Raw genomic sequence first — 22,105 nt, 5'->3', positions numbered from 1 at the left:
TAAGCCCTGCTGTGCGAGACTGCACCTGTGTAACACTGATCCGTGCACAGTGTGAGGTGATTCATGGCCATTCGCCGTCGGCCTGCGCCCCCGGGCACCGAATCCCGAGGTAGACGCCTTTTCGCGGTGCCAACAGATGGTGCGCCTCCGGTCCGTCGTTCGGTGCGCAATGCCAGGTTGGCCGGGGTTCCGGTGGCCTTCGCGGGCCGTCGCGCCGTCGGCGTCGGCAAGCGGGCGCTGGGCCGTTCCGCCGCGGAGGTCGACCGCGAGATCCAGTTGCGCACCGCCCAGCACATTTTCGAGGTGCTCGGCGAACTCAAGGGCTGCGCGGCGAAACTCGGCCAGCTGCTCGCGATCTACGAACTCGCGCTGCCACCGGAACTCGCCGAGCCCTACCGGATCGCGCTGAGCCGCCTCCAGGACGCCGCGCCCGCCATGCTCCCCGCCGCCGTGGACGCCGCCATGACGGCGAGCATGGGCCCGGACTGGCGCTGGCATTTCCGGGAATTCGACGAGCGCCGCGCGGCGGCCGCCTCGATCGGCCAGGTGCACCGCGCGGTCTGGCGCGACGGGACGCCGGTCGCGGTGAAGGTGATGTATCCCGGTGGCCGCGCGGCGGTGGCGGGCGATCTCGAGCAATTGCGCCGATTCTCCGCGCTGGCCAATGTCTTCCTGCCGGGCGCCGACGTCGAGGGCGTACTCGCGGCGATCACCGAATGCGTGCTGGAAGAACTGGATTACGCCGCCGAGGCCCGCTACCAGGAGGCGTTCGCGACCGCGTACGCCGACGACCCCGATATCCACGTCCCACGGGTGATCGCCAGGCACGGCGATGTGCTGGTGACCGAATGGCTCGACGGAACGCCGGTCACCCGCGTCATCGAGTCCGGATCCCGCGCCGAACGAGACCGGGTCGGCATGCTGATGGTTCGTTTCATGGCGTCGGCCTGGCCGCGCAGCGGTCTGCTGTACGGCGATCCGCACCCCGGCAACTTCCGGGTGCTGCCCGACGGCAGGCTCGGCGTCGTCGATTTCGGGGCGTGCGCGGTCTGGCCGCCGGACGGGTTCGACGAGTTGGCGCAGGACTGCGTGCGCGCGGTCTTCCGCGGCGGGCCACGGGAACTGGAGGCGGCGGCACGGCGGCACGGATTCGTCCAGTCCGGCCGCGCCTTCGACGCCGAAGCGCTCTTCTCGACCATCGCTCCGTGCACCGAGCCGCTGAATCACGACACTTATCGGCTCAGCACCCCGTGGTTGCGCAAACACGTTCTGCGGCTGACCAATCCGCGGCTGTCGAACATCATCCGGCAGATGACCATCCCCGTGTACATGACGCCGTTCGCGCGCTCGATGCTCACCTTGATCGGCGCGCTGTGCCAGCTGGGCACCGAGGGGCCGTACCGCGCCGAGATCGCGCGCTGGTACCCGGAACTGGACGAGATCGCACACGGCCCGGCGCCCGCCCCGCCGGTTGCTACCGCCCCGATCTCCCTGCTTCGCGCGGCCGACTCGGCGCAGGTTTCCCTGGGTTGACCTGCGCGAAGTCCGGAAAGATCGCGCTGGATTCCCGTCTGGGACACTGCTACTCTCGCGGTAGGCGTACCTCCGTGTCCCGCTCCGGCCGTGCGCGGACTGTGGACGGACTTCGTCCGCAGCGGTGTTCAGCCCTACCAACGGAGGTAAGTCGTGTCGAGCGCAGCGAGCCCGCGTCCCGTCGAGCGACCGGAATTCGAGGTCGCGATCATCGGGGCGGGCCCGGGCGGTATCGCCGCGGGCGTGAAGCTGAAGAGGGCGGGCATCGATGATTTCGTCGTGCTCGAGCGCGCCGACGAGGTGGGCGGCAGCTGGCACGAGAACCACTACCCCGGCCTCGGCGTGGACATCCCGTGCTACGCCTACCAGTACTCGTTCGCACGAAACCCCGAGTGGTCCAGGCTGTTTCCGCACGGTGCGGAGGTGAAGCGGTATCACATCGAGGTGGCGCGGCGCTTCGGGCTGTATCCGCACATCCGGTTCGGCAGCACCGTCGAGCGCGAGGAATGGGACGAGGGCGCGCACCTGTGGCGACTCCACCTCGCGGACGGCGGAATTCGCACGGCCCGGTTCTTGATCAGCGCGGTCGGCGCGTTCGTGCGGCCCAAGGACGATCCCGGCATACCCGGCGTGCGATCGTTCCGCGGCAAGATCCTGCGTCCTTCGGATTGGGATCACGACTACGACCTGCGCGGCAAGCGGGTGGCGGTGATCGGCACCGGCGCGAGTTCGGTGCAGATCGTGCCGTCCATCGCGCCGGAGGTCGGCGCGCTCGCGGTCTTCCAGCGCACGCCGGTGTGGTGTATCCCGAAGCCGGATTTCCCGGTCCCCACGGCCATGCGCGCGATCGCGGCGGTGCCGGGTGTGGTCGCCGCGGGACACGGCGCGGCACTCGTCGCGATCGACGCCGTGCTGCGCACCGGCACCTCCGCTCCGCTCTGGCTGGCCAAGCCCGCCATGCGCGCACTGGACGGCGCGGCCCTCGCGGCCTATCGGCGATATTTGAATCTGGTTGTCCGCGATCGGGATACCGCGCGCCGGCTGACACCGAACTACGGACCGATCGCCAAACGGCCCACCATGTCGACGGGCTACCCGCTCGCGTTCAACCGGGCGAACGTCGAGCTGGTGACCGCCGGCATCGAGCGAATCACGGAGGCGGGCATCCGAACTCGCGACGGCGCGCTGCGCGAATTCGACGCGATCGTGCTTGCCACCGGCTACGAGGTGTTCTCCGATCCGGAGACCTACCGGCCGGGGACCATCGTGGGACGTGACGGGTTCGATCTGGGTATCTTCTGGTCCGAGCGCGGATTGCAGGCTTACCAAAGTGTTTCGGTACCGGGTCTACCCAACCGCTGGACCCTCGTCGGGCCGTACTCGTGGACAGGAAGCGGCTGGCACGCCTTCGTCGAGATGACCGCCGACCACGCCGTCCGCGCGATCACCGAGGCCAAGCGGCGCGCGGCGACCGCGGTGGAGGTGAAGCGCTCCCGGCACGACGCCTACCACCGCGACATCCATCGCAGGGGTGCGGCGCTGCGGTACTACCTGGCCGAACTCAACGGACACGTGCCGACCTACTACCGGAACTCGCGCGGCGACACGACCTATGTGCGCCCGTCCGGATTCTTCGAGGCTCGGCGTGGCAATCGCCGCTTTCCGTTGGACGACTACGACTATCGGTCGCTGAACTCCGAAACGCTCAGCGGGACAACCACTTCAGCCAGACCGGCATGATCAGCTCCGCGATCGCGTCGTAACCGGCCGCGCCGGGATGCGCGCCGTCGCCTTCGCGCACCTCCCGCATCCACACCTGGTTCGCGCGCAGTTCGTGGTGCACGCGGGCGTACGGCGCTCCGACATCGGCGCAGATCTCGGCGAAACGCTCGTCGAGGTGGGCGGTCCTTGCGTTGTGGGCGTCGTCGTCGACGGGCGGTGGGGCGACGACCATTGTCTGCCAGCCGCGTTCGGCGGCGCGCGCGAGCAGTCCGGTCAGGTTGTCCGCCGATTCGTCGGGATCCACCCGCGGCGAACCGTTTTCGAGCACGGTGTCGTTGACGCCGAACGAGAAGACCACCCTTGCGTCGGTTCCCTCGGGCAGCCGCGGCGTGCACTCGGCCTGCCAACGCGCGGCGATGTCCGCCGAGGTCTCGCGCCGCACGCCGAGGTTGTACCCGGTGAACGGCATGGCAGCGGCGCCGAGACGGCCGACCCAGCCGAGGCAGCGGGGATCGCCGACACCTGCGACGAACGAGTCACCGACGAAACAGATGCGAAGATCACGAACCACCGGTCGATCCTCTCGCGACCGGTCCCGCTGCGGAATCCCGGCCGCTCGAAATTCGGCGGACGAAGGCAATAAGATCGGCGTGTTCGTCCGGGAGGGAGTGACGTTGTCAGGGGAAACGGTGAGTCAGGCGCCCGCGTGGTTTACGGAGTTGTTCGCGCATCGGCGCTGGATCCGGCGATCGCAGCCGTTTCCGCACGTGTATGTGCGCGACGTCTTCGTCGAGGACTTCTACCAGCGACTCGCCGCCGAGTACGAACGAGTGCGCGCCGCGCGAGCGGAGTCGTTCTCGAAGGTGGCCACCAACTACAGTGCCAGCGGAATCCCGCTGGCCGAGTTGCGCAACGGACCGCTCGCGCTGTTCACCTCGCGGGAATGGCACGACCTCATCGCGTCGGTGGCCGGGGTCGAGGTCACCGGCGACGTGGAGGGGTCGATCCACCACCATCCGCCGGACAGCCCGGCGGGCTGGCCGCACAACGACCTGAATCCGGCGTGGTTCTCCGGTCCCGCCCCCGGCCCCGGCGAGGTGCGGTTACCGGACCCGAGCGTCGACACGAAGACGGGGGCGAAGTCCGACGGCGTCACCGCGCGGGAGACGGTGCGCGCGGTCGCGGTGCTGTTCTATCTGGGCAATCCGGGATGGCAGCCGGGCGACGGCGGCGAGACCGGCTTGTACGCCAACATCGCCGACCCGGCCCCGACGCTCGCGGTGCCGCCGCTGGACAACTCGATGGTGCTGTTCGAGTGCTCGCCGCGTTCCTGGCACACCTACCTCGGCTACAACCGAGCGGCGCGCAACAGCATCGTGATGTGGCTGCACCGGCCGAAGGACGACGCGATCCAGCGTTGGGGAGGAGACCGCATTGTCCAGTGGTAACCGGCGGGTCTGTCTGCTCACCGGCGCGGGCGGCCTCCTGGGCGACGCCTTCTGCCGCGCCCTCTACACCGCCTACGACATCGTCGCCGTCTGCGGCACCCGCATCCCGGCGACGCCCTCGCAACACGAATGGTTCGTCGATCCATTCGACCCGCGTGGCACGGTGCCGGAGAACGAATCCAGGGTCTTCCTGATCCGTTCCGATCTCACCGCGCCGGGTGAGGTCGACCGGGTCATCGATCTGGCGCTCGCCAAGTTCGGCGGCGTCGACCTGCTCGTCAACAATGCCGCGAGCCTGCGGCTGCATCCGCAGGGCATCGTCGACGGCGACTCCGCCATCGACGACTTCGAACCCCAGTTCGCGCTGAACGTCGGTGTGCCGCTGCGACTCTCGGCTCGACTGGCGCAGCGCGGCTGGATGCACGACATCGACGGCAACCGCGCGCGCAACCGGAACATCGTCAACGTCTCCAGCCTGTCCGGGTCCAACGTGTATCCCGGCGGCCAGGCGGTGTACGCCGCGTCCAAGGCGGCGCTGAACCATTTGACCAGGCACCTCGCCGCGGAGTTCGCCGAGTTCGGAGTCCGCGCCAACGCGGTGGCTCCCGACAGCTTCCCTGCCCGGGTGCCGACGGAGAAGGTGTTGCAGGCGATCCTCGAGCTGGACACCGGCGCGATGACCGGAGGCGTGTACAGCGTCGTCGCCAGTTGAGCCCGCCCTGCCGTCGCGGCACCGCCTCTGGCAGGGTGAACACATGCGAGTCGACGGGCGGGAGATCCCGGTAACGGGTAGTCTCCTGCAGCCGCTGATCCGGCGGACCACGGACATCGTCCGGGTCATGCTGGCGGCGCTGTGGCTCGGCGTGGTGATCGCGGCCTCGGTGATCACCCGGCCGGAATGGCTGGCGCTGGAACGGTCGGTCTCCGAGATCGTCGACTTCCTCACCCCGGACCAGTCCAACATGGTCTACCTGATCTACGGCATCGCGATCCTCATCCTGCCGTTCGCGATCCTCATCGAGCTGATCATCGGGCGGGCGTGGAAGCTGCTCGCCGGCTACGCCGCGGCCGGGCTGGTCGCGGGGCTGCTGCTCTCCATCACCGGCACCGGCATCTCCGCGCCACAGTGGCACCTGCAGGTGCCCGATCGGCTGGACACCTTCCTCTCCCAGTTCCTCGACGACCCGCGCTGGATCGCCATGCTCGCCGCGGTGCTGACGGTCTCCAGCCCGTGGCTGCCGACCAAGCCGCGGCGCTGGTGGTGGTTCCTGCTGCTGGCCTTCGCGCCGATCCATCTGGTGGTCAGCACCGTGGTGCCCGCGCGGGCGATGTTCGGGCTCGCGGTGGGGTGGCTGGTCGGCGCGGTGATCGTTTGGGTGGTCGGCACCCCGGCGTTAGAGGTTCCGTTGGACGCCGCGGTGCGTGTGCTCGCCAAACGCGGGCACACCGTCACCGGATTCACCGTGGTGCGACCGGCCGGGTCGGGACCGCTGGTGCTCGCCACCGCCGTGACCGGTCCGGAGCGCGAGCTGACCGTCGAGATGTACGGCAAGAACCAGCGCAGCCACGGCGCGCTACGCATGCTCTGGCGCTGGCTGACCTTCCGCAGCAGCGAGACCGGTGCGCTGCACGGTTCCATGCACCGAGCCGTCGAGCACCGGGCGCTGATGACGATCGCCGCAGGCGATCTCGAGCTCGCCGGTCAGCAGGTGATCGCGGTGGCGGCGCTGGATCGCGGCTGGATGCTCTACGCGCATACCGACTCCGGCGGCGCCTCGATCGCCGAAACCCCGATCGACCGGTTGCCCACGGTGTGGAAGGCGCTCGACGCGCTGCACACCGGCCGGATCGCGCACGGCGACCTGCGTCCGGACGACATCCGGGTCACCGAGGACGCCGTGCTGTTCAGCGGTTTCGGCAACGCCGAGTTCGGGGCGTCGGACACCCAGATCCAGTCCGACATCGCGCAGCTGCTGGTCACCACGGCCGCGATCTACGGCAAGGAATCCGCGGTGCGCGCCGCCATCGACGCGCTCGGCGAGCAGACCGTGCTCACCGCGACCCGCCGCCTCACCAAGTCGGCCATGCCATCCGGTATTCGGGTCTCGATTCCGGAGTGGGGTTCGATCGTCTCCGAGACCCGCGACGAGGTGCGCGAGCAGACCGGCAAGGATCGGATCGAAGCCGATCAGATCACCCGGTTCTCCCGCAACCAGATCATTCAGCTGGTGCTGCTGATCGGGCTCGTCTACGTGGCGTACCCGTTCATCAGCCAGGTTCCGACGTTCTTCACCCAGCTGAGGACGGCCAATTGGTGGTGGGCGCTGCTGGGGCTCGCGGTCTCCAGCCTCACCTACATCGGCGCCGCGGCCGCGCTGTGGGCGTGCGCGTCCGGCATGGCGAACTTCCGCAACCTGGTCGTCATGCAGATCGCCAACACCTTCGCCGCGACGACCACGCCCGCGCGCGTCGGCGGTCTCGCGTTGAGCGTGCGGTTCCTGCAGAAGAGCGGGCTCGGCGCGGTGCGGGCCACCGCCGCCGTCGCGCTGCAGCAGGCGGTGCAGGTGATCACCCACGTCAGCCTGTTGATCCTGTTCAGCATCGTGGCGGGGACCTCGGCGGACCTCTCGCATTTCGTGCCGGACCCGCTCGTCATCTATCTGGCCGCTGGTGTCGGCGTCGGCATCATCGGCACCTTCATGTTCGTGCCGAAACTGCGGCGCTGGCTGAACACTTCGGTCCGTCCCCAGCTGCAGGAAGTGCTCGGCGAACTGGGCCAGCTGGCACGGGACCCGAAGCGGTTCGCCACCATCGTGGCGGGCTGCGCCGCCATCACACTCGGCATGGCGGGTGCGCTGTGGGCCAGCGTGGAGGCCTTCGGCGGTGGCACCACGTTCGTCACCGTCACGATCGTCACCATGATCGGCGGCACGCTCGCCTCGGCCGCACCGACCCCCGGCGGTGTCGGCGCCGTCGAGGCGGCACTGATCGGCGGTCTGGCCGCCTTCGGCCTGCCCGCGAACATCGCCGTGCCAGCGGTGCTGCTCTACCGCGTACTCACCTGCTGGCTGCCGGTGTTCTGCGGTTGGTTCACCATGCGCTGGATGACCGCGAAGAACATGATCTGAGCGATTCGCTCCGGCCGTGCGCGGGCTGCGTCCGTTCTTCGCACTCCCGCTTTCGCCGTGGGTGGATCCGGCGGCGCCGGTATTACTTCGTGGCGAGCAAGACTCCGGCAATCGGTGCGACCGTCTCGAACTCGATCGAGCGGAACCCGGCCGCCGACAAGGGTTCTCGGTAGCGGCGGATGTCGATGGCGGCGAGCGGGTCGGCGTGCTGTCCGGCCGCGTCGCCGGTGCGGTGCGCCGCGAAGAGTGACATCGTGCGGATCACCGCCGGCAGGACCCGACCGGCCGGGTGGGTGTCGGCGAGCAGCAGACGGCCGCCGGGGCGCAGCACCCGGTACATGTGCGCGAGGGCGGCTCGGCGCTGGGTCTCCGGGATGTGGTGCATGACGAAGGTGGAGGTCACCAGGTCGAACGAGGCGTCGGGCTGGTCGAGGGTTTGCGCGGGGCCGAGCTCGAAACGGCAGTTCGGCTGTTTCGTGTGCGCGGTGGCGTAGGCGGTCATCCGCGGTGACGGATCGCGGCCGACGACCTCCCCCTGCGGGCCTACGCGGGACGCCAGCCTCCGAGCGAAATCACCGGGGCCACAGCCGATATCGAGTACGCGATCGCCGGGGGCGGCGCCGCTGCGGGCAACGAGTGCGGCGTCGAGGGCGCGACCACGGCCGAGCAGGAACAAGGAGCGGACCAAGCGGTAGCCGCGCGGGCGGGTGATGAGCAGGCCGATCTCGGCGGCTTGATCGTTTGTGGACTGTTGTGCGTTTCCGGACATATGTTCATGATCGGAGGTGGTCGCCGCGGCGACCAGAGGCAGAAGCACGGAATCCGTCCGGTTCGGGACAACACCGCCCGATCCGTCCGGAAACGCGGGAATCGATGATGAACGAGACAACCGACCGCCGGGTGCGGCGGACAAGGGCGACGTTGCACCGGGCGCTGATCGAACTGTTGCTGGAACGCCCCTACGAGCGAATAACGGTGCGCGACATCCTCGATCGCGCGGACGTCGGACGCTCCACCTTCTACGCGCACTTCCGCGACAAGGACGACCTGCTGCTGGTGAGCAGCACCGAATACCTGCGCGCCGCCATCACTGCCGCCCACCCGGAGGACCCCGCCGCGCCGCCGATCTCGGCTCCCCTCGCGCCGGTCTACACCCTCTTCCAGCTGGCCCAGGCGAATCCCGAGGTGTATCGCGCGCTGCTGGGCCGCAAGGCGGGCGGTCAGCTGCTCCGCGCCACCCGCGGCATGGTCGGCCGGGTGCTCACCGAACAACTGTTCGGCCGCTTCGCCATGGACGACGAGGAGTTCACGGCAATGGTGAACTTCCTGTCCTGGGGCGTGGCCGGCACGCTCGGCGCGATCGCCGACGCGGACCCGCCGATCCCGGCGGAGGTCGCCTATCGACGCTTGGAAACGCTGCTCGGCCCCGGCTTGGCCGCGCGCACTCTCTCGCAGCGCACCGCGACGTAGGCCTGTCCAGCGCTCAATCTTTCGAGTCTGTCGATGGGCATCGCGTACGGCGGAATGCTTGGCACTCAGGGCGTATCGCGTGTTCAGCGGCGGATGAGGGCGAGGGCTTCGGTGGCGGTCAGGCAGCCGGCGGTGACGAGTTCGAGGTTGGCGAGGGCGGATTCGTGGGCGGCGGGGTCGGCGGCGGTGACGCAGTCGGCGATCGGGTGCACCGTGAAGCCGAGATCCGTTGCGTGACGGGCGGTTTGCTCGACGGTGAGGTTGGTGGCGACGCCGGTGAGGAACAAGGTGTCCAGGCCGCGCTCGGTCAGCCAGTCGGGTAGGGCGCTGCCCGCGAGACCGGAGAGCTTCTGATTGTCGTAGACCGCGCTCGGCTGGCCCTTCATCTCCGTGATGACTTGCGCGCCAGGTGATTCCGGACGGAATTCGGTCTGCGCCGCGCCCACCGACCGCATGAAACCGGTATTGCGCACCAGCGCTCCCTCGCCGACGGGGATGGTGAAGCGGGTGAAGATCACCGGGAGATCGGCTTCGGCGGCCGCGTCGTGGAAGTCCACCGCGCGCGGCACGACACCGCTGGCCGCGACCGGCCCGGCCAGCATCGGACCGAAGAACCCTTCGGGCCGAACGATGTTCACCTGCCAATGCAGGGCCAACACGGCGGCGCGGATGCGGGGGATCGCCATGCCTCGATCCTCACGCATCCGCGCCGCGCGTGTGGCCGATTTCCACCACCCAGTTCGTGGAAATCGGCGGACGCGCACGGATCAGGACGAATAATCCTTGCGCAGCTCTACTTTCACGACCTTGCCGCTTGCGTTGCGCGGCAGTTCCGGCACGATCACCAGATCCTTGGGGTGCTTGTAGCGAGCCAGATTCTCGTTGAGGAATGGCTCCAGCTCCGCGAGGGTGAGCTCGGAGTCCGGATCGGTCAGCGCGACGACGGCGACCGGCACCTCGCCCCACTTCTCGTGCGCACGAGCGATCACCGCGGCCTCGCGGATCTTGGGATGCCCGAAGAGCACGTTCTCCACCTCTGCGCAGTAGATGTTCTCGCCGCCGGAGATGATCATGTCCTTCTTGCGGTCGACCACCCAGACGAACCCCTCCTCGTCCGTGCGGACCAGGTCGCCGGAGTGGAACCAGCCGCCGGCGAAGGCCTCGGCGGTCGCCTCGGGCTTGTTCCAGTAGCCCTGCATGAGAGTCGGTCCGCGGTAGACGATTTCGCCGACCTCGCCCGGCGCGACGTCGTTCATCTCGTCGTCCACGATGCGGGCCTGGATGGTGGGGATCGGCTTGCCAACCGAACCGAGTTTGCGGAGCGCGTCCTTGCCCTCCAGCACGCAGGTGATCGGCGACATCTCGGTCTGGCCGAACACCGCGACGTTGGCGGCGTTCGGGAAGCACTCCGCCATGGCGCGCAGCACCGAGTCCGAGGCGGGCGCGGCGCCCCAGCTGAGCATGGTGAGCGCGAGCTTGCGGTCCTTCACGGTGGGCTCGGCGCAGATGGCCTGCCACTGCGCCGGCACGCAGAACGCGGTGGTGGCCTGTTCCTTCTCGACGGCGTCGAGGAACTCGGTGGGATCGAACGCGCCGAGCGGGTGCAGCACGGTCTTGCCGCCGAGCAGGAAATACGGTGCGAGACTGCCGAGTCCGGCGATGTGGAACAGCGGCGAGGTGCAGAAGCCGATGGACTCCGGACCGAGGTTCATGGCCCGGATACAGGTCAGCGCTTGCGAGTTCATGTTCGCGTGCGAGAGCACGGCGCCCTTCGGGCTGCCCGTGGTGCCCGAGGTGTACATGATCAGCGAAGGGGTGTCCTCCGGGATGTCCAGCGGCGTGTGGGGCGTCCCCTCCTCGGCCAACACGTCGTCGTATCCGAGCACGCCCTCCGCGCTCTTGCCGCCGATCACGATGCAGGTCTCCAGCACCGGCGACTGCGCGAGCACGGCGGTGGCCAGCGGCTGGAGGACGGTGTCGGTGACGATGGCCTTGGCCCCGCTGTCGCCGACGATGTAGGCGACCTCCGGCGGGGTGAGCCGGAAGTTCACCGGCACCGCGATGGCGCCGAGCGCGTTGATGCCGAAGACCGCTTCGATGTATTCGGGGTAGTTCAGCGCGAGGATGAGGACTCGATCGCCGAACCCGACACCGCGCCTGGCGAGCGCGTCGGCGAACTTCTGCGAGCGCTCGTGCAGCTGCTGCCACGTCGTGTCCACACCACGGAACCGCAGGGCGACCGCGTCCGGGCGCATCTGCGCGTGGGCGGCGATCTGGTTGTTCCAGTGGTTGCGCCGCGACCTGATCGGCTCGTCGAGCGCCTGTGCACCGGTGGTCATGCCACGTACTCCTCTCGGACCGCCTACAGCGTCCGCCGGGGTGGCCGACCGCACGGGCGGGCTGAATTGAGACGAGAATAACAACTAACTTAACCGGACGGCAAGAGATCAAGAGATGAATCATCGTTAATTGACTCAATGCTGTGGTCATGTCATTGAAAGTGCTTCTAGCTGCTCTTTTAGCTGTTGGTCGGACGTTCGGAGCCGGTCCGCCTGAGCCACGACCCTCTTTAGCTATGCGAACGGCGGCTCACTTGCTGGTTGAACGTGAGCCGACCCTCGTGTCACGATCATGCGGTCGGGCGGACCGGCAGGCCGTCGCGGGCCTGCGATGCGGCAAGCCGTCGCGGCGAGACAGATCAGCGGTGCGCGATCCACGGACGCCGCCGTCACACGGAGGAGAGCGCAATGCTGCGGACCAGGTTCACCGAGGAGTTCGGGATCGAGCACCCGATCGTGCAGGGCGGCATGATGTGGGTCGGCCGGGCCGAGCTCGTCGCCGCGGTCGCCAACGCGGGCGGACTCGGTTTCATCACCGCGCTCACCCAGCCCACTCCCGACGATCTGCGCAAGGAGATCGAGCGCACTCGCGAGCTGACCGGCAAGCCGTTCGGCGTGAACGTCACCATCCTGCCCTCGATCAACCCGCCGCCGTACGCCGAATACGTGCAGGCCATCATCGAGAGCGGCGTGAAGATCGTCGAGACGGCAGGCAGCAATCCGGAGCCGTTCCTGCCGTACTACAAAGAGGCAGGCATCAAGGTGCTGCACAAGTGCACCAGCGTGCGGCACGCGCTCAAGGCGCAGAAGATCGGCGTCGACGGCGTGAGCATCGACGGGTTCGAGTGCGCGGGTCATCCCGGCGAGGACGACATCCCCGGCCTGATCCTGATCCCCGCCGCCGCCCGCGTGCTGGACATCCCGATGATCGCCTCCGGCGGCATCGCCGACGCCCGCGGCCTGGTCGCGGCGCTCGCGCTCGGCGCGGACGGCGTCAACATGGGCACCCGCTTCCTGTGCACCGCGGAGTCGGCGATCGACCAGAAGGTCAAGGAACAGATCGTCGCCAACAGCGAACTCGACACCCAGCTGATCTTCCGCACCATGCGCAACACAGCGCGCGTCGCGGACAACGAGATCAGCCGCAAGGTGGTCGAAATCGAAAAGGCGGGCGGCACTTTCGAGGACGTTCGCGAGCTGGTCGCCGGCGCGCGCGGCCGCCGCGTCTTCGAAGAGGGCGACCTGGACGCGGGCATCTGGTCGGCGGGTCTGGCCCAGGGCCTCATCCACGACATCCCGACCTGCGGCGAACTCATCAGCCGCATGGTGTCGGAGGCCGAGCAACTCATCACCGCCCGCCTCGCCGACGTCGTCGCCTGAAGACGAAATCGACGGTAGTCGAATGGTTGCTTATCAAGATCAAAAAGCCGCCATATGACTACCGTCGAATCCATTTCTCTATCGACGGTAGTCAAATGGTGGAAGCCCCCTAGACAACGCGACAGAACAAGCCCACGACCGCCCCGAAACGCAACCACAGCCGGTCGACCACGCCGGAACCCGAACCCACGCCCGCCAACTGCGGGAGGTAAGCCGGGTACGGCACCCAACGCGCAGCACCGCTCAGAGGCAAGCCTGGGTAGGCCAAACCACTCGGAACCTCGACATCGGAGACCGTTCCCCAACGCCGCCGAAATCCCAGCTCAACGTGCGTCGACCACCGAGCCCGCCCCTGGCGAGATTCGCCGGTGCCACCGCCTTCGGGAGCCGCTCAACATAACTCGAAGGCCATGCCGCAGCAATCGGTGCCACGCCAGCAGCCGCAGGCATCGCTGCTCCGCCCGAACGCCTACGCCGGAGGGCTCTGCCGCTCAACGCAATCCGAAGACGTGCGATGCGGTAGCACCCCGACCGCTTGGCGCGACGCCAGGCCGTTGCACAGCACGCGGCACCATCCCCGCCTGCCGTGCCAATCAGGCTCCGCTCGAACGCCTACGCCGGAGGGCGTCGCGGCTCAACGCAATCCGAAGACGTGATATGCAGTAGCATCCCGACCGGTTGGCGCAACGCCAGGCCGTTGCACAGCACGCGGCACCATCCCCGCCTGCCGTGCCAATCAGGCTCCGACCGAACCCCTACGCCGGACGGCGGTGCAGTCAGCGCATTTGGAGGCCGTGCGCGGTAGGCGGGCACCAGGTCGACGCCGCGGGGATCGCGGCTGTGCTCGCGGGTGGCACGCTCAGCGCGAGGGGTTGTGGGTGGCGCGGGCGGTGACTGCGGCGTGGTCGTGGCCCGCGACGATCTCGATGTCGTCGGGGAGGGCGTGTAGGCGGTGGATGACGGCGAAGGCGGCGTCGCGGTCGGAGTCGAACAATTGGCCTGGCATGGGGGCTTTTTCGCGCAGTAGGTCGATCTGGAGTTTGCTCCATACGGCGTCGCCGGCGAGCAGCACGCGGGTGCCGTCGTCCACCGCGAGCAGCACGCCGATGCTGCCAGGGGTGTGGCCCGCCAGGTCGAGCAGCACGACCGAACCGTCGCCGAACAGGTCCTTGCTGCGTGGGAAGGTCAGCACCGGAGGGCCGTCGAGTTCGAAGGGGTCGAAGGTGCGACCGCGCAGTGGGCCGCGCGCCACGCCGACGGGTGCGTGCGCGCCGAGCATGCCCCACGCGTGTTCGGCGGCGGCCAGCCGGACCGGCACCTCGGCGGGCAGCTCGAGCAGACCCGACACGTGATCCCAGTGCAGGTGCGTGGCGATCACGAAATCGATGTCGCTGCCCGCCAGGTCGCGCGCCGCCAGCGCGTCGGACAGGCCGAGCACCGGTTTGTCCGGCGCGACGAGCAGCGGCACCGGGAACGGCAGCTCCGGTATCACCCGCTCGTGCACGTCGGAGCACAGCGCCGGGTCGACGATGAACCTCGCCTTCGGGTGCTCGATCAGGAACGCCGACATGATCAACGGCAGTTCCCGCAGGCTGCGCACGCCCTCGGCGACGATGGTCTCCGGCGCGGTCATGTCGCCCTGTGCGAGGACCGTCAGCCGGACGGTCGCGGTGGGACGCGGCGGCTCGGCGACGGTCAGCTGGGCGAGCAAGTCGGTGTCCGGGCGGCGGGGGCGCAACAGCCTGCCCGGGGTCGCGGCGAGCGCGGCGCAACAGCGCAGCACGGTGGGCAGGGTGGGCGTCCGCTCGGCGCGCGTCGCACGGTCGGGTTCGGGCACGGTTGCCACCGTAGGGGATGGGCCGGCTTCCGGAAAGCATCCGGACGACACGCGGGGGCCGCGAGAACTCTTGGCGTGTCGCCAAACTCGCAGGCGAACAGCGGAAAACGGACGTTTTCCGGCCCCTTCCGGTACGGCATAATCGCGGGGGTACCGTTCCCGGGCCGCAGTCCGCCGGGAGACGGGGAGGGAGGACGAGATGCGGCCCAGTCAGCCGGACGGGCGAAGTGATACCACCGGAAACGGCCATACCGGCGTGCGCGATCGACGCGCCGCCCTCACCGACGCCGCCGTCACCGCGATCGCCGGGTTGCTCGGCGTCGCGCCCGCCGCGGTGTCCACCCGCACGCCGTTCGCCGAGCTCGGGCTGAGTTCGACGCAACTGGCGCGGCTGACCGCACAACTCGAGGACGCGATGGGCGTCGAGGTGTCGCTGGAAGCCGTGTACGACCACCCCGATATCGAGCAGTTGGCCGAGTTTCTCGCGATGCGATGACCGCACGCACTCCGTCCACGCAGCCATCGGTCGCCATCGTCGGCATGGCGTGCCGGGTGCCCGGCGCCGCGGACCTGGACGAATTCTGGCGGCTGCTGATGGCCGGGCGCGACGCCACCGGTGATCCGCCTCCCGGCAGGCAGGTGACCAGGCGGGCGGGCTATCTCGACGACATCGAGTGGTTCGACAACGACTGGTTCGCCATCTCCGCGCGCGAGGCGGCGATGATGGATCCGCAGCAACGCCTCGCGCTGGAAGTGTCCGTCGAGGCGCTGGACGACGCCGGAATCGGCTATCGCACACGGGGTTCCGACGCCGCCGTGGTGTTCGGCGCGTGCGGATACGACCACGGCGTCACGGTGCTCGGCGGCAGTGAGCAGGACGCGCCGTACGCGGTGACGGGTGCCGCGCTCAGCATCATCGCCAACCGGCTGTCCTACGCGCTCGACCTGCACGGTCCCAGCCTGGTGGTGGACAGCGCGTGCTCGTCCTCGCTCGCCGCGGTCGACATCGCCCTGCGGCTGCTCGCGGACGAGACCGTGCCCTTCGCGATCGTCGGCGGCGTGAATCTGACGCTGCTGCCGCACACTTCGGACTACTTGGCCGAAAGCGGATTCCTTGCCGAGGACGGACGGTGCAAGCCGTTCTCCGCCGCGGCCGACGGCTACACGCGCAGCGACGGGTGCAGTGTGCTCGTCCTCCAGCGCACCGCGGACGCGCGGCGCGAGGGCAACCGGGTGTACGCCGAAATACTCGGGGCGGCAGTCGGTTCGGACGGGCGCTCGAACGGCCTCTACGCACCGAACGGACGCGCCCAGCGGGAGACCGTCCGCGCGGCGTGGTCCCGCGCCGGGCTCGACCCGCGCGGCGCGGGCTACCTCGAATGCCACGGCACCGGAACGGCTCTCGGCGACGCGGTCGAGGTCGGCGCGTTGGCCGCCGTGCTCGGCGCGGGCGCGGACACCTGGATCGGTTCGGTGAAGTCCAATCTCGGCCACCTCGAGGCCGCGGCGGGCGTGACCGGGTTGATCAAGACCGCGCTGTCGATCCACCGCGGCGTCATCGCGCCGACCATCCATGTCGACACCCCGAACCCGCTGCTGAAGCTGGCCAAGCGCGGACTGCGGGTGCCGACGGAACCGGTCGACTGGACGGCCGCGCCGGAGGAGCGGCTGGCCGGGGTCAGCTCGTTCGGATTCGGCGGGACCAACGCGCACGTCGTGCTGCGCGGGTATCCGCGGTCGGCGGCGTCGCGGGGTGACGAACCACCGGTGCTGATCCCGGTGACCGGGCGCGACGTTGCGGATTTGCAGATCCAGGCGCTGGCGTTGGCGCAGCGGTTGGATTCGGCGGGTGAGTTCGCGTCGAGTTGTCGCGGTGGGGCGGTGGATGATTCCGCTTGGACTCGGATTCCGGAAACCGCTGGGACCGAGTTGGAGATGCCCGGCGCGATCGGTCGATTCGGCGAATCCCCCGCCACCGCGCAGCCTATCCCCCGCACGTCCGGCGCTGTTGCTGCGGCCGCCCTGGATCAGGGAAACTCCCCGGACCTTCTTGCGCAGTGCGGCGTCGACGGCATAGTGACGACCGAACAGCCAGCGCGCGCGACGACACCCGGACGGGCAGCACGACCAGCGGCGACCGAACACACAGCGCACACAAGAGCAACCGGCCAGCCCACGCCCGGGACAGCAATCGGACAGCCAGCGCACGCGACAGCGATCGAACAGGCAGGGCACGCGACAGCAACCCGCCCGACAGCAACCGGCTCGGCAGCGCACGCGACTGCAACCGGCCCGACAGGGCACGCGACCGCAACCGAACACACGGCACGCGCGACGGCAACCGGTCAGGTGGAACGCGCGACGACGACCGGACAGACCGGGCGCGCGAGGGCAACCGAACAAGGAATGCACGCGACCGCGACCGAACACATAGCGCACGCAAGAGCAACCGGCCAGCCCACGCCCGGGACAGCAATCGGACAGCCAGCGCACACGGCAGCTACCGGCCAGCCAGCGCGACCGGCGGCGACCGACCAAACATCGCAGGCGACAGCAACCGAGCAAGCAGCGACCGACCGAACAGCGCACGCGATAGCAACTGGCCAGCCGACGCACGCCACAGCAACCGGACAGGCAGCGCGACCGGCGGCGACCGACCAAACATCGCAGGCGACAGCAACCGAACAGGCAGGGCACGCGGCAGCAACCAGCCCGACAGGGCACGCGACCGCAACCGAATACACAGCACGCGCGACGGCAACCGGTCAGGTGGAACGCGCGACGACGACCGGACAGACCGGGCGCGCGCGGGCAACCGATCAAGGAATGCACGCGACCGCGACCGAACACACAGCGCGCACGACGGCAACCGGGCAGGTGGAGCGTGCGACAACGACCGGACAGACCGCGCGTGCGACAGCAACCGAACAAGGAATGCACGCGACCGCGACCGAACACACAGCGCGCACGACGACAAGCGAAAAGGCAGCGACGGCAAACGAACAAACAGCACGCACGACGGCGACCGGATGGTGCCGCTGTTCCGCGACCGCGATCGCGGAAACCGCGACACCCGAGCGGAATCGCGTTGGCGAGTCGGCGGCGAACACCGGAGGTGAAGGCACCACGGCGACAGGGCATTCCACCGAATCGCCCGCCCTTCGCCCCCTCGCCGCGGCGGCGTCCCGGCTGCTTCCCGAGGACGCGCGCGCCAGCGTCATCGCGCACGACCGCGCGGAGGCTGTCGCCGGACTGCGAGCGTTGGCCAGGGGCGAGCGCGGTCCCGCGATCACCGGTCCCGGTACAGTCCGGCGACGCGGCGGAGTGCTGTTCCTGTTCTCGGGGCAGGGCGGGCAGCACGCGCGGATGGGTCGGGCGTTGGCGGCGCGCTATCCCGTGTTCGCCCGTGCCCTCGCCGAGGTCACGGACGCGATCGTGGCGCACGGCGGGCCGAAGGTGTGGACTCCGCGCTACGGCTTCGGTCTCGGCGAGGACGGGCGAGCGGCCACCGAACTGGTGCAGCCCGCGATCTTCGCCTACCAGGTGGCCTCGGCGAAGCTGTTGGCGTCCTGGGGGATTCGGCCGGACGCGGTCGCGGGGCACAGCCTCGGCGAGATCGCGGCGGCGACGGTCAGCGGCGCGTTGACGCTGGACGATGCGGCGCTGGTCGCGGTGCGCCGCAGCCGTGCCTTGGCGACGCTCGACGGACAGGGCGCGATGGCGTTGCTGGAGGCGACGCCGGACGAGACGGCGCGGCTGGTCGCGCCGGTGCGGGCCGAGGTGGCGATCGCCGCGGTAAACGGACCGCGCTCGGTCGTGGTGTCGGGAACGCCGCGCTACATCGACACCGTCGTGCGGCGGGCGAAGCGCCGCGGCATGTTCGCGCAGCGCATCGCCGTCGACTTCGCCGCGCACAGTCCGCAGGTCACCTCCGTGCTGCCCGAATTCATCAGCGGCCTCGGTGATTTGGCACCGCGACCGCCGCACACGCCCGTCTACTCCACGACCCGCCGCGGCGCGGTGCTGACAACTGCCGCGCTGGACGGGGACTATTGGGCCGAGAACGCCTCGGGCACCGTGGAACTCGCGGCCGCCCTCGAGCGCGCCGCCGCGGACGGACTGGCGACGGTGCTCGAGATCGCGCCGCACTCGGTCCTCGCTCCGGCCGCCCGCGAGTATCCGGAATTCCGGGATGCCACGCACCCGATCGCCGATCGCGACGACGAAGCCGGGGCCTTCCTGCGCTGCCTGGCCGGTTTGTACGAGGAGGGCCGTACTCTCGACTGGTCCGCGAACGGACATTTCGTCGTTCCGCCGCCCCGCAGGCGTTGGCGGCGCAGCCAATTCGAGCTCGTCACCCGAGACCGAACCGGTCGAGCGGCACCCGCATTCCGCACCGGCTCACTGGAAGACCATGTGGTACGCGGCATTCCCACCGTGCCAGCCGTGCACTGGGTCCGCAGGCTGCTGCACCAAGCGCACAGTGCGGCGGCCGGGATGATCGCGGACTTCGTCGTCCACGAACGCGCCGACCTGTCCGTGCTTCCCGAAGCCGTTTACCGTACCGACGGCGCGGGCGTCCGGGCGCAGGCGGGCGCGACGGTGCTCGCCTCGGCACGGCCCGCGCCGGGACCGACCCCCGCGGATATCGTCGCGTGGATGCGCGCCGTCGATGCCAATCGCGCCGCCCAGCACCGAATGCGGCCGCTTACGGCGGGTTCGTTCTACGACGCGCTGCGCAGAAGGGGACTCGAATACGGCCCGCGCTTTCGTTCGCTGCGCGCCCTCGCCGCCGTGCCAGGCAGCGCGATCGGGCACTTCGATGCGGCCGAATTGCACAGCGCCGCAACCTTGGACGGTTGCCTGCATCTGCTCGCCGCCGCGGACGGCCCGCTGCCCGACGGGCTCGTCCCGCTGCCCATCGCCATGGACACGGCGTGGGTGTCCACCGAGCCGGGGCGCGTGGTGGCCGAGGCGCACGCCGTCATCCGCGAGCGCACGGCGCGCGGGTTGATCGGCGACATCGTCGGCACCGATCAGCACGGCGTGCCCGTGCTGGCGTTCGGCGGCGTGCGGGTGCGTTTCGCGGACGCCGTGTCGATGGATCACGGCCGACTCGACGAGGATTTCGGCGGTGCGGAGCGCCGCGTCTTCCGCGTGGAAACGTGGCAGCCGATCGGACGCACGGGCCAGGGCTCCGGTCCCTCACCCACCGACGCCGCGCTTCGACAGAACGATCCCGCGGGTCCGGCAAGCACGTCCGGTACACCGCCCCTGAGCCGCGCGCTCGTAGTCGGGGAGTCCGATCTCGCCGTTCGACTCGCCCGCGCCCTGGAGCGCACGCTGCCGACCGAACGGATCGCGCGGGAACCCGACGCCGCGGATGCCATCCTCGCGTCCGTGCTGCTGGCGCGCGAGGCCGCCGAGCGCACCGCGCTGGTCCTCGTCTGGCCCGGCGACGAATCCGCGGCGGGGACGAGCGCGGTCGCCCGCGTGCTCGACCTGCTGCAACGCGCGCAGTCCGATCCGGCGATCGGCTCGCTGACCGTCCTGCTTCCGCAACGAGCACGACACGGCAGCACAGCGAACGCCCTGGCCGGTCTGACCCGCACGCTCCAGCTCGAATCGGGTCGTCCGGTACGGCTCGTCTGGACGGATACCGATCCGCGCACGCTGCCCAAGCTCGTCGAGCTGATCACCGAAGACACGCACCCGGCCGAACTCGCCGTCACCGAAGGCGAACTGGCGGTGCGGCGCTTCGTCCCGGCCACGCCGGACGTCCCGCCGATCGTGATCGACCCGGACGGAACCTATGTGGTGACGGGCGGTCTCGGCGCGCTCGGCGCGGTCGCGGTGCGCTGGCTGCTGGACGCAGGAGCGCGCGACGTGGTGGTGCTGACGCGTTCACCGCGCCCGGTGCCCGCCGTGCTGGACGGCTCCGAGGACCACGTGGTCGTCGTCGGCTGCGACGTCGCCGATCGCAGCGACCTGGCGAACGCGCTCAACGACATTCGCGAATGCGGTTCCACCATCCGGGGCGTGGTGCACGCCGCGGGCGCGCTGGAGGACGCCGCCTTCGAGGCCGTCGACGCGGACCAGCTGGCCAGGATGTTCGCGCCGAAGGTCGGCGCGGCCGCCGACCTGGTGGCGCTGACGGCCACAGACCCCGTCGATTTCGTACTCCTGTTCTCCTCTGCCACCGGCGCTTTCGGCGCGCCGGGTCAGGCGGCGTACGCGGCGGCCAATGCCGCGATGGACGCCGTCGCCGCCGCCGCGGAAGACCGCAGGGTGCTCAGCATCGGCTGGGGAGTGTGGGCGACGGGCCTCGCCGCGACGGCGGGCGGCGCGGAGCACCTGCGCCGGGCGGGGATCAACGCCATCGACGTGGATCGTGGCACCGCGATGCTGGGCAAGGCTTTGCGGTACCGCGGACCGTATCTGCTCGCTCTGGGCTACACGCCGACCGACGACCGGTCGCCGGTGGCGGCCCGGCTTCGCGAGCTCCTCGGCGAACCGTCCGTCTACGAGCGATCGCGGACTACGACCGGCGCTTACGCTACGACGGCGCGCGTTTCCGCTACGACGACCGGCGCTTACGCTACGACGGCGGGCGCTTCCGCTGCGGCGCTCGGCGCTTCCGCTACGGCGACCGGCGCTTCCGCTACGACGACGGGCGCTTCCGCTGCGGCGCTCGGCTCTTCCGCTACGGCGACCGGCGCTTACGCTACGACGACGGGCGCTTCTGCCACGGCGGCGGGCGCTTCCGCTGCGGCGCTCGGCTCTTCCGCTACGGCGACCGGCGCTTACGCTACGACGGCGGGCGCTTCTGCCACGGCGGCGGGCGTTTCCGCTACGGCGGCGGGCGCTTCCGCTGCGGCGCTCGGCTCTTCCGCTAACGCGGTCGGCGCTTCCGCTACAGGGGTCGGCGCTTCCACTGCGACGGTCGGCGCTTCCGCTACAGGGGTCGGCGATACCGACAACCCGATCCGCCGACCCGGAGGCGCACCGGCCGAACCCGAGCCGATCACCGCCGCGATCCGCCGCGTACTGGCGGCGACCCTGGATCTGCCCGCCGAAACGATCGGCCCGACCGACGATTTCAACGATCTCGGCCTCAGCTCCCTGCTCGCCATCGAGGTGCGCCGCACGCTGGAGGCGCGGCTGCGCATCGCGATCTCGACGGCCGAACTCTTCCAGCACCCCACCATCGCCGCCCTCGGCGCCGCGCTCGCCGACCGGGTCGCCGCG

14 protein-coding genes are annotated in these 22,105 nt (G+C 69.7%); 9 read left to right on the top strand and 5 right to left on the bottom strand.

From position 1 onward, the window contains the following. Positions 1 to 126: 126 nt before the first annotated feature. Positions 127 to 1,533 (top strand): ABC1 kinase family protein, encoded by a 1,407-nt coding sequence (locus tag NAM01S_RS18015; RefSeq protein ID WP_253799339.1) that lies wholly within the window; start codon positions 127 to 129, stop codon positions 1,531 to 1,533. Positions 1,534 to 1,686: 153 nt separating this feature from the next. Further along, the gene (locus tag NAM01S_RS18010; protein WP_067786743.1) at positions 1,687 to 3,273 is read left to right on the top strand and encodes a flavin-containing monooxygenase; all 1,587 of its coding nucleotides are present in this window, start codon (positions 1,687 to 1,689) and stop codon (positions 3,271 to 3,273) included. Here the strand turns inward: NAM01S_RS18010 and NAM01S_RS18005 are convergent. Further along, complete coding sequence (locus NAM01S_RS18005) at positions 3,239 to 3,826, bottom strand: GDSL-type esterase/lipase family protein (RefSeq protein WP_067786741.1); 588 nt, start codon at positions 3,824 to 3,826, stop codon at positions 3,239 to 3,241. The two genes, NAM01S_RS18010 and NAM01S_RS18005, sit on opposite strands and share 35 nt — an antisense overlap. A gap of 118 nt (positions 3,827 to 3,944) precedes the next feature. Between NAM01S_RS18005 and NAM01S_RS18000 the strand changes: the two genes are divergently transcribed. The 3 genes from NAM01S_RS18000 to NAM01S_RS17990 are packed head-to-tail and all read left to right on the top strand — an operon-like array spanning position 3,945 to position 7,831. Beyond that, entirely contained in the window at positions 3,945 to 4,703 is a 759-nt protein-coding gene (locus NAM01S_RS18000; protein WP_253799336.1) for a 2OG-Fe(II) oxygenase, read from the top strand. Next, on the top strand, positions 4,690 to 5,415 hold the full coding sequence (locus NAM01S_RS17995) for an SDR family NAD(P)-dependent oxidoreductase (protein WP_067786739.1): 726 nt from the start codon (positions 4,690 to 4,692) through the stop codon (positions 5,413 to 5,415). Before NAM01S_RS18000 ends, NAM01S_RS17995 begins: the two co-directional genes overlap by 14 nt. 43 nt (positions 5,416 to 5,458) lie before the next feature. After that, positions 5,459 to 7,831, top strand: a complete 2,373-nt coding sequence (locus NAM01S_RS17990) for a lysylphosphatidylglycerol synthase transmembrane domain-containing protein (protein ID WP_067786737.1) — start codon at positions 5,459 to 5,461, stop codon at positions 7,829 to 7,831. An 82-nt stretch (positions 7,832 to 7,913) separates the two neighbouring features. Here the strand turns inward: NAM01S_RS17990 and NAM01S_RS17985 are convergent, their stop codons facing one another. Continuing rightward, on the bottom strand, positions 7,914 to 8,600 hold the full coding sequence (locus tag NAM01S_RS17985) for a methyltransferase domain-containing protein (protein ID WP_067786967.1): 687 nt from the start codon (positions 8,598 to 8,600) through the stop codon (positions 7,914 to 7,916). A gap of 107 nt (positions 8,601 to 8,707) precedes the next feature. Between NAM01S_RS17985 and NAM01S_RS17980 the strand changes: the two genes are divergently transcribed. Then, positions 8,708 to 9,301, top strand: coding sequence for a TetR/AcrR family transcriptional regulator (locus NAM01S_RS17980; protein ID WP_067786735.1), 594 nt, complete (start codon positions 8,708 to 8,710; stop codon positions 9,299 to 9,301). Positions 9,302 to 9,384: 83 nt separating this feature from the next. Here NAM01S_RS17980 and NAM01S_RS17975 read toward each other — a convergent pair whose 3' ends face one another. Together NAM01S_RS17975 and fadD5 are read right to left on the bottom strand one after the other, a co-directional pair. Further along, positions 9,385 to 9,987, bottom strand: a complete 603-nt coding sequence (locus tag NAM01S_RS17975) for a cysteine hydrolase family protein (protein ID WP_067786733.1) — start codon at positions 9,985 to 9,987, stop codon at positions 9,385 to 9,387. An 81-nt stretch (positions 9,988 to 10,068) separates the two neighbouring features. After that, on the bottom strand, positions 10,069 to 11,640 hold the full coding sequence (gene fadD5, locus NAM01S_RS17970; protein WP_067786731.1) for a fatty-acid--CoA ligase FadD5: 1,572 nt from the start codon (positions 11,638 to 11,640) through the stop codon (positions 10,069 to 10,071). Between the two features lie 408 nt (positions 11,641 to 12,048). On the opposite strand from fadD5, the gene NAM01S_RS17965 reads away from it, so the two are divergent. Further along, positions 12,049 to 13,020: an NAD(P)H-dependent flavin oxidoreductase gene (locus NAM01S_RS17965; protein WP_174554824.1), complete on the top strand. Its 972-nt coding sequence runs from the start codon at positions 12,049 to 12,051 to the stop codon at positions 13,018 to 13,020. A gap of 859 nt (positions 13,021 to 13,879) precedes the next feature. Here NAM01S_RS17965 and NAM01S_RS17960 read toward each other — a convergent pair. Continuing rightward, positions 13,880 to 14,857: an MBL fold metallo-hydrolase gene (locus NAM01S_RS17960; RefSeq protein ID WP_253799333.1), complete on the bottom strand. Its 978-nt coding sequence runs from the start codon at positions 14,855 to 14,857 to the stop codon at positions 13,880 to 13,882. A gap of 199 nt (positions 14,858 to 15,056) precedes the next feature. On the opposite strand from NAM01S_RS17960, the gene NAM01S_RS17955 reads away from it, so the two are divergent. Then, positions 15,057 to 15,353 (top strand): acyl carrier protein, encoded by a 297-nt coding sequence (locus NAM01S_RS17955; protein ID WP_084483039.1) that lies wholly within the window; start codon positions 15,057 to 15,059, stop codon positions 15,351 to 15,353. Continuing rightward, the coding region (locus NAM01S_RS17950) for a type I polyketide synthase (protein ID WP_157107782.1) at positions 15,350 to 22,105 on the top strand (6,756 nt) is incomplete at its 3' end. The genes NAM01S_RS17955 and NAM01S_RS17950, both read left to right, overlap by 4 nt.

Source organism: Nocardia amikacinitolerans NBRC 108937, from assembly GCF_001612615.1.
Lineage (GTDB): Bacteria > Actinomycetota > Actinomycetes > Mycobacteriales > Mycobacteriaceae > Nocardia > Nocardia amikacinitolerans.
Note: the sequence above shows the minus strand (reverse complement) of the source record. Positions and strands in the feature narration are given on the sequence as shown.